Raw genomic sequence first — 13,364 nt, 5'->3', positions numbered from 1 at the left:
CTTATTTCATTTTTTTAGGGCTAAAATGAGAGAAAGCTTTATTAGCTTCGGCCATTTTATGAGTATCTTCTTTCTTCTTAATGGCAACGCCTCTATTATTAGAAGCTTCAAACAGCTCTTCGGCAAGTTTATCAATCATCATTTTTTCAGAACGTTTTGACGCAGCATTAATAATCCAACGGCTAGCAAGGGCATATCCTCTTCTTTCATCAACATGCGTCGGAACTTGATAATTAGCTCCTCCAACCCTAACCGAAGTTACTTCTAAATGCGGCTTCACGTTATGCATAGCATTATTAAAGGTTTGATACGGATCAACTCTATGCTTCTTTTCAATTTTATTAAAGGCTGAATAAACAATTTTCTCTGCAAGGGCTTTCTTCCCTTCTTTCATAATATTATTGATAAATTTTGACAGTAAAATACTGTTATATTTCATATCAGGTAAAATTACTCGCTTTTCCGCGGCATGACGACGTGACATTTTATTTTTTCTCTCTAACTAACTAATAATTTATTTTTTTGTAACTGCAACTTGTTTACGAGGAGCACCGTAACGTGACCGACCTTGCTTACGTCCTTTAACTCCGGCAATATCATAAGCACCGAGTACGATATGATATTTCACCCCCGGAAGATCAGGAACCTGACCGCCTCTTACTAACACCCTATCATGTTCCTTTACACTATGCTTTTCACCAGGAATATATGCATTTACGGTTCTTTTATTACTTAAACGCACCGTTGCAATCTTACGAAGTGCAGAGTTAGGCTTTTTAGGGGTAACGGTTTTTACAACTAGGCAAACACCGCTTTTAAAAGGATTAGATTCTAAGGCAGGAGATTTGGTCTTACGAGTTTTTGACTTTCTCCCAAAACGCACTAATTGATTATATGTCGGCATTAAAAAAATACTCCAAAAAAACTTATATATACGATAATTAAAGGGTGGAAAATACTTCCACCCTTTATTTTCAATCATTTCTAAATACAAATTATAAGAATTTGTAAATTACACTAAATTTAAATTATAATTACTTTTTCCATAAAAGCAAGTATGTTTTAATTAACAATCATTTTTTTCTCAATTATTTTTGCTATAAAGCTGATTAACATCACTAAAATATAGTAACAGCACGCAGCAATAAGCATTGGAAAAAAATAATTATATGTTTCAATTGATACAATTTGTGCTCTACGCATTAAATCCATTTCTCCAAGCATAGAAATAATGGCTGATTCTTTAATCAAATTTACAAGCTCATTTACTAATGACGGAAAAATATTTTTAACTGCTTGCGGCAGAATTATATCTTTCGTTATTAAAAACTTTGGAATAGCAAGAGCTTCAGCCGCTTCAAACTGCCCTTTATCAACTGCATTAATCCCTGCCCTGATTACTTCGGAAACATATGCTCCCGAATTAAGAGAAAAAGAAATAGCTCCCGCCATAAACACACTAAATTTAACGCCTATGATATAAGGTGAAGCAAAATAAATAATACTTAATTGAATTAATAAAGGCGTTCCTCTGAAAATAGAAGTATAGAAATTTGCAAAAAGCCTTAAAGCACGATTTTTATTTACCTTACAAATAGCGAGCAGCATCCCTATTACTAAACCGAATATAACGGCAATAACGCTATATTTTAAAGTTACCAAAGTTCCCTTTACAATAAAAAAGATTTTTGGATAGAATTTTATTAAATACTCAAACATATTTTATATATATTTTTTTCTTGTCATACTGCGGCTTGACCGCGATATCTAAAAAAATAAGCATTTTTGGATCCTGCGATTAAATCGCGGGATGACATAAGAACATTAATCAGTACACTCTCTTCGCCGGCGGGACTGTTGTTACTTCATCGGTTAAAGTAGTTAAAGTCACAGGTTTATAATCAAGAACTACTTTACCTGCTTCATCGATAGAGCTAAGAGTATGCTTCATCCAATCCCCATCATTACGATCAGGATAATCTTCACGTGCATGAGCTCCTCTGCTTTCTTTTCTTGCAGCTGCCGAATATACCGTTACTAAAGCTTGATCAAGTAGATTATCTAGCTCTAAGACTTCCACTAAATCGCTATTCCAAATTAAAGATTTATCGTTAATTTTTATATCTTTATAGCTGCTTCTTATTTCGCTAATCATTCCTGCTCCTTCATCTAGTACCTCTTGAGTTCTAAATACCGAAGCATGGCTTTGCATAGTTCTTTGCATTTTAAGCCTTAACTCTGCAACTAAAATATTACCGTTAGCGTGACGGACTTTATCAAATCTATTTATAATTTTTTCAAGGCTTTCTTCTTTTATAGACTTGTGGGGACTCGCAGGCTTAATAAGCTCGGCTGCTTTTAATGCAGAACTTCTACCAAATACTACTAAATCAAGCAAAGAATTTGATCCTAATCGGTTAGCACCGTGTACCGATACGCAGGCCGCTTCACCGATTGCCATAAGCCCTTTTACTACGCTATTATGATTTTTACCGTCTTTGATTATGACTTGACCGTGATAATTCGTCGGTATCCCGCCCATATTATAATGTACCGTAGGAAGTACCGGTATCGGCTCTTTAGTCACGTCAACACCGGCAAAAATTTTAGCCGTCTCAGAGATACCGGGCAAACGACTATGTAAAATCTCAGGCGATAAATGATTTAAATGTAAAAATACATGATCTTTATGCTTGCCGACTCCTCGCCCCTCTCTGATTTCTATAGTCATTGCTCTTGAAACTACATCTCTTGAAGCTAAATCCTTTGCAGCAGGAGCATAACGCTCCATAAAACGCTCACCGTTTGCATTCACAAGATATCCCCCTTCGCCTCTTGCCCCCTCGGTAATAAGACAGCCCGCCGAATATATACCTGTCGGATGGAACTGTACAAATTCCATATCTTGCAGTGGAAGACCGGCTCTAATCGCCATGCCTCCCCCATCACCCGTACAAGTATGAGCAGACGTCGCCGAAAAATAAGCACGCCCGTATCCGCCCGTTGCAAGCACTACATTATGAGCTCTAAAACAATGCAGACTACCGTCATCTAAATTCCACGCAACTACGCCTCTACATTCACCATCTTCCATCAATAAATCAATAGCAAAATACTCAACGAAAAACTGTACTTTATGTTTTAGTGACTGTTGATATAAAGTATGAAGTATGGCATGCCCCGTACGATCTGCCGCAGCACATGTACGCTGAGCTGCTTTTCCTTTGCCGTACTCTGTTGTCATTCCTCCAAAAGGACGCTGATAAATTTTTCCCTCTTCAGTTCTTGAGAAAGGTACGCCGTAATGCTCTAGCTCTAAAATCGCATCGGGAGCGTTTTTGCACATATACTCAATGGCATCCTGATCGCCTAACCAATCAGAACCTTTTACCGTATCATACATATGCCAACGCCAATCATCTTCGCCCATATTCCCAAGAGCCGCACTAATTCCGCCCTGAGCAGCCACAGTATGACTACGGGTTGGGAACAGCTTAGTTATACAAGCGGTATTTAGCCCTTCTTTAGCCATACCGAATGCAGAACGAAGACCTGCTCCGCCTGCACCTACAACTACTACGTCAAATTTATGATGAATGATATTATACGCTTTGGTCATTAAATTAATTTTTTACTATTTTGATACGTGAATTGTCTACCTCTATCACCCCATGGCTTGATCACGGGGTCCAGTAATTCAATACACAATAATGCTATAAATTGTTTTCTGGATACCGCGGCCAAGCCGCGGTATGACAATTTTTATCCTTTATAAAACATCGCTACTACAAAAGCTACAATAGTCACAATGCAAAATAATTGCACTATTATAATCAATGTATTACGTAATTTGTGACAACTTATATAATCCTCAATTACTACACGCATACCAAGCATCGCATGATACAACGAAATAACCACCGTAATTAACAAAGCTACTACATTAAAAGGCTTTTTAAGCTCCCACATAATAATATTTATATCATTATTTTTGTTGATTAACGTAAAATATATTAGCCACACAGAACATAAAGCTAATATAATCCCCGTTACTCTTTGCAATAACCAATGATGAGAACCGCTTTTAGCAGAACCGCTATTTTTTGCTTTTACAATTTCTGCTTTAAAATCATATACCATTAATTTTCTCTATTATTTGTTTTAGCTTTTCGTCATTGCGAGGAAATTACGTAAGTAATTGACGAAGCAATCTCAGACATTTGTTATTATTTCTGAGATTGCCACGGCGATGCTACGCATCTCCTCGCAATGACGTTTTTAATTACTACACCCATAACAATACCGTTAATAATACAGATCCTACCACTACACACCAACCGGTGATATTAACCAATTTTATAGAAAAACCGTAACCGACATCCCAAAATAAATGCCGAATGCCGTTACATAAATGATAAAACCAAGCGTAGCTAACAGCTACTAAGCATATTTTTATAATACAGCATTCAGCAAACTGTAAATAATTATTGTCATATTTACTAAGAATCAACCACCACGCCAAGATTGACACCGCAAAAAACAAAGCTACGCCGGTCATACGATGCAAAATTGATAATGTAGAACTTATTTGCGGCTTATATATAGTTAAATGCGGCGAAGTTGGACGCTTATTATAAATTTCTTGTTTGGTTTTAGTCATATATTTCTAATAAATAAAAAAGGGTTATGTCATTCCCGCGGAAGCAGGAATCCAGTAATTAAAAAATACACATATACTGAATTTTTAAAATTAAAAGCTCTCTTTTTTCTGGATTCCCGCTTTCGCGGGAATGACATACTACACGTTTCAATCAGTCAACGACATCTATCTCTGCAACCAATGTCTTTCTACGGGCGATAAATCCTCTGTCACTGCTCTCCTATCATCGAAGACAAAACATTCACCTTGCCATAAATTGTTCTTGTTTTGTGTATCTTCTAGATATTGCAGTATTCCACCCTTTAAATGATATACCTCATCATAACCTATGCTTTTAAGTAAGCTGGTGGATTTTTCACACCTGATACCACCTGTACAAACCATAGCAATTTTCTTACCTTTGAGCAATTCTTGATTCTGCTGAACCCAAGCAGGAAATTGTTTAAATGTTTTGGTATTAGGATTAATTGCTGATTTAAATGTACCAACCTCTACTTCATAATCATTTCGAGTATCTATTACTATAACATCTTGTTTTGTGATAAATTCATCCCAATCTTTCGGCTCTATATATTCGCCTTTAAACAAATCAACATTTAAATCATCAACGTTCATTGCTACGATCTCTTTCTTAAGTCTGACTTTCAATTTCTGAAAAGGATGAACATCACTATAATTTATTTTAACGTTAACATCTTTGGGACCGGTCAGCTTTATCAATTCTTCAAGTACAAGATTTACATTTTCATATGAACCTGAAAAAGAACCGTTAAAGCCTTCATTAGCTAATAAAATAGTACCTCTAACATATTTTCTTTTACCGATAAGCAAAAGTTTCGGTATCAAATTCGCCGGTTCTTCTATATTAACAAAACTATATGCACTTAAAATTGCTATTTTTTCATTCATAAATTATTTAGGTATTATTTTTACATTCTATGTCATTCCCGCGAAGGCGGGAATCCCGCAAAAGCTATAAAAAACTTATTTTTATAGCTTTATTTTATTAAATATGTAATTTTTGTATCAATGTTAAGGTTATTTTTCTGGATTCCCGCCTTCGCGGGAATGACATAGAAAACTATATCTTACATAACCTGCAATGGTATGAACATATTACTACTACCCCTTTCAATAAGGAGCAAAATATTTTGCTTATCTGATTTTTTAGCATTTTCATATAATTCTTCTAGCTTACTTATATCGTCTATGCTTTCCTGATTAATATTGGTTATCAGATCGCCAATTTTGAAGCTACTTTCTTCTTCATCAATATTGGTTATAACTATTCCCATTTTATCTTGAGGAATAGTATATTTTTGTCTTAGTTCTTCAGTCAAATTACCAAAAGTAATATTATTTTTAGTAATAGATAAATTATTTTCTTCTTTATTTGTTATTTCTTTCTTATTGGTCTCTTCTGTAGAACCTTTGGTAACCTCTTCATTATCCGAAGTAATTTTAATAGGTAATTCAAGCTCCTTTTTATCGCGAAGTATTTTTACTTTTACTTCCTGATCAATAGGAGCATCTGCAATAATTACACGTAATTTTTTAGTATTTTTAACCGGTATATCTGCAAACTCTATTATTATATCACCTGTTTTAATTCCCGCTTTATCACCTGGACCGTCTTCTTGTACTTTAGCTACTAACACCCCCCTAGTATCTTTAAGTCCTAGCCCTTCAGAAATTTCCTCGGTTAAATCTTGTATTGTTACTCCAAGGCGTCCTCTACTTACTTTTCCATCTTTCTTAAGACGTTCGATTATAGGCTTTGCAGTATTTGACGGTATTGCAAAACCGATACCTATATTAGTACCGAGCGGTGAAAAAATTGCCGTATTTACACCGATTACTTTCTGATCCAAATTAAACATAGGACCACCAGAATTACCGTTATTAATTGCAGCATCCGTTTGAATAAAATTATCGACTATATTGTCCGTATCTATATCGATATCCCGCCCTTTAGAAGAAATAATACCACTTGTCACCGTACCACCTAGATTACCGAACGGATTACCGATCGCAATAACCCAATCTCCTACTCTTGCATCATTTGAATCTCCAAACTCAACAAAAGGTAGAGGTTCCTCGCTATCTATTTTTAAGAGAGCTAAATCGGTTTTAGTATCGTTACCTATTAATTTAGCCGATAATTCGGTATTATCTGCAAGTTTTATATTAATTTTATCAACATTTGCAATTACATGATAGTTTGTCACTATTAAGCCGTTAGGTTCAATAATAAATCCTGAACCAAGCGGAACACTTTTCGGAGTTTGATCGACCTCTTCCAAATTCAGCGGTATATTAAGCTTTTCTAAAAAATCACTAACTTTTTCTTGCAGAGGATCTTTCTCAGCATTTTCCGATTTACTATTAACATATTCTATTGTTGAAATATTAACGACTGCAGGAATTAACGGTTCAACTATATCGGCAAAGCTATAACGGGCAGCTTCACTTATTTTTAAAGGAGCAGAATTTATTTCCGTAAATTCATTCTCTTCTTGATCTGCTACTTTTAAAGACTTACTATTTTCTTTTGCTAGAACAACGTTACTTGATATTAAAACTATTATAACAAGAACTATTTTCAGATTAATCATATACTCCAAGTAAATAAAAAGTAGATAGACTAGTATACTACTTAGTTAGATTTAGATATTTTAAAACTTCAGCATCCGGTGAAATTACAAAATTAGTATCCTCTTTCTTTAAAGAATTTTTATATACTAAAAGTGATCTATAAAATTTATAAAATTCCGGGTCGACTGAATAAGCAGAATTATATATTTTTGCCGCTTTCTCATCGCCATCACCTTTAATAATTTGTGCATCTCGATAAGCTTTAGCAAGTATTATTTTACTTTCTTTATCTGCTTTTGAACGAATACGCACGCTTTCTTCTTGTCCTTCCGCTCTAATTTGGGTTGCTTCTTTTTCACGTGCCGTTTGCATACGACGATAAATAGCCGCACTATTTTCTTTTGGTAAGTCTGCTCTTAAAATTCTAACATCTACAACATCAATACCGAAGCTTTTAGCTTCACCGTCCACTTGATTTAAGATATTTAACATTACGTTACTACGTTCCTGACTTAAAAGGCTACTTAGCGAGATTTTACCTATCACCTTACGCATTGACGATTCAAGATTACGAGTCAGCCTAATTTTCACACCTTGATAATCATGTACCGTTTTATAAAACATTACGGGATTATTAATTTGGAATTTGGCGTAGGCATCAACAATAACTCGTTTACCGTCAGCAGCCGTTAATTCTTTTGCCTCAACCTCAACATCTAAAAGACGCTTATCAAAAAATTCAACATTTTGAATAAACGGGATTTTAATATTCAGTCCTGGATTTTCTATAGTTCTAACTGCCTCACCAAACTGGAATACTACTGCAGATTGGCGTTGGTCAACTGAAAATAAGGAGCTAGAAATCAGTATCAGCCCAAAAACAATTGTAAAAATTATATAATAAATTTTTTGTTGCATTTAATATTCCTTGTTGTTTAGATGTCATTCGTGTATAGCGTGAAAAACACGTTCAATGTCATTCCCGCAAAAGCGGGAATGACATAGCACCCCTATGGTTTAATAGCCATATGCGGCAGTAGTGCATTATTAATAATTGTTTTATTTGAACCGCCTAATATCTCTTCGACTACTTCTAAATATAATCTATCTCTAGTTACTTGCCTACCTGTAGCATATTGTTTATAAATAGCATTAAATCTTTGGCTATCACCTTCTGCTTTCGATATAACTTCTGCTCTATAACCTTCTGCTTCTTGTATAATCTTTGCAGCCGCTCCTCTAGCTTCCGGCAAAATCTTATTATTATAGGCTTGAGCTTGATTTATTTCTTTTTCTTTATCTGCTTTTGAAGTTTGCACGTCTCTATAAGCGTCTATTACTTCGGCAGGCGGCTCGGCTTTTAATAATTGTACTTTCTCAATCATAACGCCGGCATTATAACTATCCAATATCTTCTGTGCTAATTTCTCTATTTTATAAGTAATCTCCTGCTTTTGATCGGATAATACCCAAGAAATAGGAGTATTGCCTATGACTTCCCTAACGGCACTCTCAACTGTTGCTTTTACTGTTTCTGCAGGTCTTTGTACGTTAAAAATAAAATCTTCAAGATTATTAATATGCCACATTACGTCACAATTTAAAGCAACGATATTTTCATCACCGGTGAGCATTATACTTTCACCGGCAATATTTTTAGTATTATCGCCACCGCTACGCAGAGAGCTATTTGTACGATAACCAATCTCAATCCGACGTGATTGTTTAACTTTCTCAACTATTATACTTTCAAAAGGCGCCGGTAAATGATAATTAAGCCCGGGGTAGCCCTTACGCACAAAACGCCCAAATCTTATTACCGCTGCTTCTTCGCCTTCTTTTATTTCATAAATACCCGAAGCAAGACATAAAGCAACCACTGCGACAACAGCTAAAATTATTGTTTTAGCATTGAAATTAAACGGGAATTGAAATTGATCAAAATTAAATTGATTTTTACGCGGTCTTGTGAATATGTTATCTTCTTTATCAGAATCAAAATCTTTCCATGGGGATTTTTTTAAAATTGAGATATATTTTTTATTAAGCATTTGCTTTGTTGTTTTATATTATTTTAAAGATGAGATAATTATATATATTATAGTATATAACGTCAAGTTACGAGCTTAAAACAGCTTTAAAAAGGAAATTTAATTATGGCGAATTTACACCAACGACAAATTATAGATAAAATTCAGCATATTACCTTTAAAGACGGTACTTTTTTAAATGAAGTTATATCGGATATTATAATTAAAGGTAATAATATCGGTTTCTCAATAGATATATCAGGTAAAAATAAGTTAGAAGCCGAAGAAATTAGACTTAAGGCAATTAATAAACTTAACGAGATTTTGGAAGTAAATAAAATAACAATTGTTTTTACTGAAAGTAAACCGATGGAGAAAAAAGTTCAAAAACCAAAACATTTTGTAGAAAATGTAAAAAAAATTATCTTAGTAGCGTCAGGTAAAGGCGGAGTCGGAAAATCTACAATATCGGCTCTTATCGCTCAGCAGTTAAGTCTAGAAAATTACCGAGTCGGGATAGTAGATGCGGATATTTATGGTCCGTCAATTCCGCATATATTCGGCATTAACGAAGTACCGGAAACGAAAGATGGACGAATAATCCCGATACTTGCTCAAAGCATCGAAATTATGTCTATAGGCTTCTTCGTTAAAGACCACTCGGCAATTATTTGGCGTGGTCCTATGGCGAGTAAGACTATTTATCAATTATTATCGGTAACAAAATGGGATAATTTAGATTATTTAATTATCGATATGCCGCCGGGGACAGGTGATATTCATTTAAGTATACTAGAAAATTATCATTTAGACGGCGTAATAATCGTAACTACACCACAAAAAATATCAGAAATAGACGTAATACGTTCTATAGATTTATATCAAAAACTAAATTTACCTATTTTGGGAATAATTGAGAATATGAGCTATATGCTTAAAAATAATAGCGGCGGACATTTATCGCAAAAATATAATATACCACTAATCGCTCAAATTCCGATCACACCGCAAATAGCCGAGGCTTGCGATAAATCACTACCTCTAACAAACTTATTAACATTACCTTTAGAGAAGTATTTACAATGAAAATACATGTATTGGCAGATGATAGAACAGGCAACACCCATCAGGCTATTGCACTTGCTGAAAAATTAACTGAAGAATATACAACAATTAAGCTTGAATATAATTGCTTAGCTAAGCTACCGAACTTTTTACTAAAATATTATCCTATTCATATAAAAAGTGAGCTATTGCAGTATCTTTTTGATAAGTCCCCACCTGATATGATAATTACCGCTGGAAGAAGAACGGCAGTACTAGCATTTTATTTAAAAAAGAAATTTAAAGATATCAAGTTAATACAAATAATGCAGTCTAATCTTCCTTACAATGCATTTGATGCCGTTATTCTGCCTTATCATGACCAACGTCATTGCGAAGCCACAAAGTGGCTGAAGCAATCTCAGGGCTTTTTTACTAGATTGCTTCGTCAATACTTCGTATTTCCTCGCAATGACGACTTTAAAAACATCATCCCCATCAACGGAGCTATCAACAACGTAACCGAAAAGTTCGCCACGGCGAACTTGGAACTCCAAAAACATTATCCTAATCTTAAACAGTTTATTGCAGTGATAATCGGTGGGAATAATAAAAAATTTAATTTCCATGAAGATGAAGCAGTTTTATTTGCTTCATTATTAAATAAAATATATACTAATCAAAAAATACCTTTTTTCATTAGTTTTAGTAGACGTACACCACACACTGTAAAATCAATTATTAAAAATAATATACCGTCCTCCACAATTATTTATGACCCGAACGAAGACGCAGGCTATAATCCTTATATAGCTATGCTCTCCAAGGCAAAATATATAATCTCTACGGCCGACTCAATCTCAATGTGCAGTGAAGCAGCTTCAAGCGGCAAACCTCTTTATATATTCTGCCCATCAAACTTTAATTCTTCAAAACATAAGATTTTTATAAAGCAGTTAGTAGAACAGAAGATAGCAAGAATTTTTGATCAGTCAGCTATTGCTCTAGAAGAATATAGCTACAAACCCTTAAATGAAGCAGAAAGAGTAGCTGAAATTATTAAATCTTTAATCAAAAGCTGGTAAATTATATGGATAAAGATATACAATCATATATATTCATTAATAAGCTAAAATCTTTACCGTTTGTCAGCGAAATATGGCTTTTTGGCTCTCGTGCTAGAGGGGATAACGATGAGCGTTCCGATATTGATATTGCAATTATCTGCCCTAATATTACAGATCAAGAATGGCTAGAAGTTATGTCTATTATAGAGAATGCCGACATGCTTTTAAAAATAGATTGTGTAAGGTTTGAAAGTACTAAAATAAGCTCTGAACTTTATAAAAATATATTAAAAGAAAAAAAAATTATATATGTCAAAAATAAACCTTAAACTTGAAACATTTCGTAAAGCTTTTATGACGTTTGAAGATATTTATTTAAAACCGACAACAGAAGGTAGGACTTATATTGATGCCGCTATACAAAGATTTGAATTTACTTTTGAACTCGCTTGGAAGTTTTTAAAAGAATATTTTTCTCAAAAAGGCACAGTTCTTCACTATCCTAAAGAAGTGATAAAGGAAGCTTTTGTTGCCAGTATTATAAATGATGAAATGATGAGAGTTTATGGATTTATATGCTTACTGATCGTAATATGACATCTCATACTTACGATAAAAAGCTTGTTGATGAAATATAGAACCGAATAAGACATTATGTTCCTGAACTTAAGAAATTACTAAATATCATTGATTTAAAGATTTAATAATACCTTGCAGAGTTTGGAGTTCAGGGGAAGAGAGACTATTTATACGTGTAAATATATTAGTGATATTTTGTTGCATAGCAGGTTTTCTGTCGAAAGCCTTGAAGAATCCGGCTTTATCGAGTTTGCCGAATAAATTTACTAAAAAATGCTCTATTTCTTCTTTAGTAGCTAACTTTTGAATGTTATGTACATCCTCTCTGGGCGTAGAATTACGAAACAACTCATAGCATATAATAATAACCGCTTGAGCAATGTTTAATGAGCTAAATTCGGTTGTATTAATAGTGATAATCTTATTAGCAAATGCGATTTCTTCGTTGCTAAGCCCATTATTTTCCCGCCCGAACATGATCCCGACTTTTTCAGAATTTGGATAATCTAAAGGTAAATTTTGTGAAAATACATAATCTTTATTCATAGCCCTTTTAATGCAAGTAGTAGCATATAAATATTCGAGGTCTTTAATGCTATTCTCTAGGCTATCAAAAATTTTTGCATGATCTATAATATTAACCGCTCCGACTGCATTACTACGTGCTTGCTCATTAGGCCAGCCGTCTCTTGGAGCTACGATTCTAAGCTCATTTAAGCCAAAATTCTTCATTGCTCTTGCAGTAGCACCGATATTCGCACCCATTTGCGGGGCAACTAATATTATTATTGGATTCATTTTAATAATTTTTTGTAACTAAGCAGGTATAGGCAATCGCTACGGCGTCAGCTTCATCGGAATTGGTAATTAAGGAAGTACCAGGCAGCAAAAGCTTTATCATATGCAAAATTTGGTCTTTCTCTGCATGCCCATATCCTGTTACGGTTTTTTTTACCGTATTTGGCTTAAACTCTCGCATGTCCAAATTATATCTACCGATCAGCGACATTATCGCCCCTCTAGCATATCCAAGCTTTAAAGAAGTCACGCTATTAGTATTAACAAATGTTTCTTCAATCACTGCCATATTTGGTTGATATTCTAATATTACTTTTTCTAATGTACTATTAATAAAAGCAAGTCTATGATGAATTTCATCCTTACTATTTGTTTTAATAACACCACTAGCTAAATATTTCAACTGTGCGGTCTCCTTTGCCACTACTGCCCATCCAAGACTCCCAAGTGCCGGATCAATCCCAAGTATTATCATGATTATCTAATGTTATTTTTATTGGCATTATTATATGACTTTTATGTCATTCCCGCTTTCGCGGAAATGACATCGAAAACCATCCAACAAAGCCTGTCAAGCCACAGGGTGACAGC

The 13,364-nt window shown here is 34.4% G+C and carries 16 protein-coding genes; 4 read left to right on the top strand and 12 right to left on the bottom strand.

The features are described 5' to 3' along the window. Window position 1: 1 nt before the first annotated feature. The 10 genes from rpsG to hflK all read right to left on the bottom strand — a co-directional run bounded on the left by rpsG (window position 2) and on the right by hflK (window position 9,306). Window positions 2–484, bottom strand: coding sequence for a 30S ribosomal protein S7 (rpsG, locus tag RGRA_RS0101425; RefSeq protein ID WP_017443465.1), 483 nt, complete (start codon window positions 482–484; stop codon window positions 2–4). Between the two features lie 30 nt (window positions 485–514). Next, a complete protein-coding gene (gene rpsL / locus RGRA_RS0101420) occupies window positions 515–904 on the bottom strand; it encodes a 30S ribosomal protein S12 (RefSeq protein ID WP_004996647.1) in 390 nt (129 codons plus the stop codon). A 158-nt stretch (window positions 905–1,062) separates the two neighbouring features. Next, a complete protein-coding gene (locus RGRA_RS0101415; protein ID WP_017443464.1) occupies window positions 1,063–1,719 on the bottom strand; it encodes an amino acid ABC transporter permease in 657 nt (218 codons plus the stop codon). A gap of 109 nt (window positions 1,720–1,828) precedes the next feature. Beyond that, the gene (gene sdhA / locus RGRA_RS0101410) at window positions 1,829–3,619 is read right to left on the bottom strand and encodes a succinate dehydrogenase flavoprotein subunit (protein WP_017443463.1); all 1,791 of its coding nucleotides are present in this window, start codon (window positions 3,617–3,619) and stop codon (window positions 1,829–1,831) included. A gap of 143 nt (window positions 3,620–3,762) precedes the next feature. Next, window positions 3,763–4,140, bottom strand: a complete 378-nt coding sequence (gene sdhD, locus RGRA_RS0101405) for a succinate dehydrogenase, hydrophobic membrane anchor protein (protein ID WP_017443462.1) — start codon at window positions 4,138–4,140, stop codon at window positions 3,763–3,765. A gap of 145 nt (window positions 4,141–4,285) precedes the next feature. After that, entirely contained in the window at window positions 4,286–4,660 is a 375-nt protein-coding gene (gene sdhC / locus RGRA_RS0101400; protein ID WP_017443461.1) for a succinate dehydrogenase, cytochrome b556 subunit, read from the bottom strand. A 165-nt stretch (window positions 4,661–4,825) separates the two neighbouring features. After that, complete coding sequence (trhO, locus tag RGRA_RS0101395) at window positions 4,826–5,569, bottom strand: oxygen-dependent tRNA uridine(34) hydroxylase TrhO (protein ID WP_017443460.1); 744 nt, start codon at window positions 5,567–5,569, stop codon at window positions 4,826–4,828. A 179-nt stretch (window positions 5,570–5,748) separates the two neighbouring features. Next, window positions 5,749–7,275, bottom strand: coding sequence for a Do family serine endopeptidase (locus RGRA_RS0101390; protein WP_017443459.1), 1,527 nt, complete (start codon window positions 7,273–7,275; stop codon window positions 5,749–5,751). Between the two features lie 37 nt (window positions 7,276–7,312). Then, a complete protein-coding gene (gene hflC, locus RGRA_RS0101385) occupies window positions 7,313–8,173 on the bottom strand; it encodes a protease modulator HflC (protein WP_017443458.1) in 861 nt (286 codons plus the stop codon). 92 nt (window positions 8,174–8,265) lie between these two features. After that, window positions 8,266–9,306, bottom strand: coding sequence for an FtsH protease activity modulator HflK (gene hflK / locus RGRA_RS0101380; protein WP_017443457.1), 1,041 nt, complete (start codon window positions 9,304–9,306; stop codon window positions 8,266–8,268). A gap of 105 nt (window positions 9,307–9,411) precedes the next feature. On the opposite strand from hflK, the gene RGRA_RS0101375 reads away from it, so the two are divergent. From RGRA_RS0101375 to RGRA_RS08345, 4 genes are read left to right on the top strand one after another with little or no spacing between them, the layout of a single operon-like run. Then, window positions 9,412–10,371, top strand: coding sequence for an Mrp/NBP35 family ATP-binding protein (locus RGRA_RS0101375; RefSeq protein ID WP_017443456.1), 960 nt, complete (start codon window positions 9,412–9,414; stop codon window positions 10,369–10,371). Then, the gene (locus tag RGRA_RS0101370) at window positions 10,368–11,414 is read left to right on the top strand and encodes a mitochondrial fission ELM1 family protein (RefSeq protein WP_017443455.1); all 1,047 of its coding nucleotides are present in this window, start codon (window positions 10,368–10,370) and stop codon (window positions 11,412–11,414) included. Before RGRA_RS0101375 ends, RGRA_RS0101370 begins: the two co-directional genes overlap by 4 nt. A 5-nt stretch (window positions 11,415–11,419) precedes the next feature. Next, window positions 11,420–11,725 (top strand): nucleotidyltransferase domain-containing protein, encoded by a 306-nt coding sequence (locus tag RGRA_RS0101365; protein WP_017443454.1) that lies wholly within the window; start codon window positions 11,420–11,422, stop codon window positions 11,723–11,725. Further along, the gene (locus RGRA_RS08345) at window positions 11,706–11,993 is read left to right on the top strand and encodes an HI0074 family nucleotidyltransferase substrate-binding subunit (RefSeq protein ID WP_236609753.1); all 288 of its coding nucleotides are present in this window, start codon (window positions 11,706–11,708) and stop codon (window positions 11,991–11,993) included. Before RGRA_RS0101365 ends, RGRA_RS08345 begins: the two co-directional genes overlap by 20 nt. 87 nt (window positions 11,994–12,080) lie before the next feature. Here the strand turns inward: RGRA_RS08345 and RGRA_RS0101355 are convergent, their stop codons facing one another. Then, window positions 12,081–12,773: an RNA methyltransferase gene (locus RGRA_RS0101355; RefSeq protein ID WP_017443453.1), complete on the bottom strand. Its 693-nt coding sequence runs from the start codon at window positions 12,771–12,773 to the stop codon at window positions 12,081–12,083. A gap of 1 nt (window position 12,774) precedes the next feature. Next, window positions 12,775–13,248 (bottom strand): crossover junction endodeoxyribonuclease RuvC, encoded by a 474-nt coding sequence (gene ruvC / locus RGRA_RS0101350; protein ID WP_017443452.1) that lies wholly within the window; start codon window positions 13,246–13,248, stop codon window positions 12,775–12,777. Window positions 13,249–13,364: the final 116 nt, after the last annotated feature.

Source organism: Rickettsia gravesii BWI-1, assembly GCF_000485845.1.
In the GTDB taxonomy this organism is placed as follows: Bacteria; Pseudomonadota; Alphaproteobacteria; order Rickettsiales; family Rickettsiaceae; genus Rickettsia; species Rickettsia rickettsii.
Note: the sequence above shows the minus strand (reverse complement) of the source record. Positions and strands in the feature narration are given on the sequence as shown.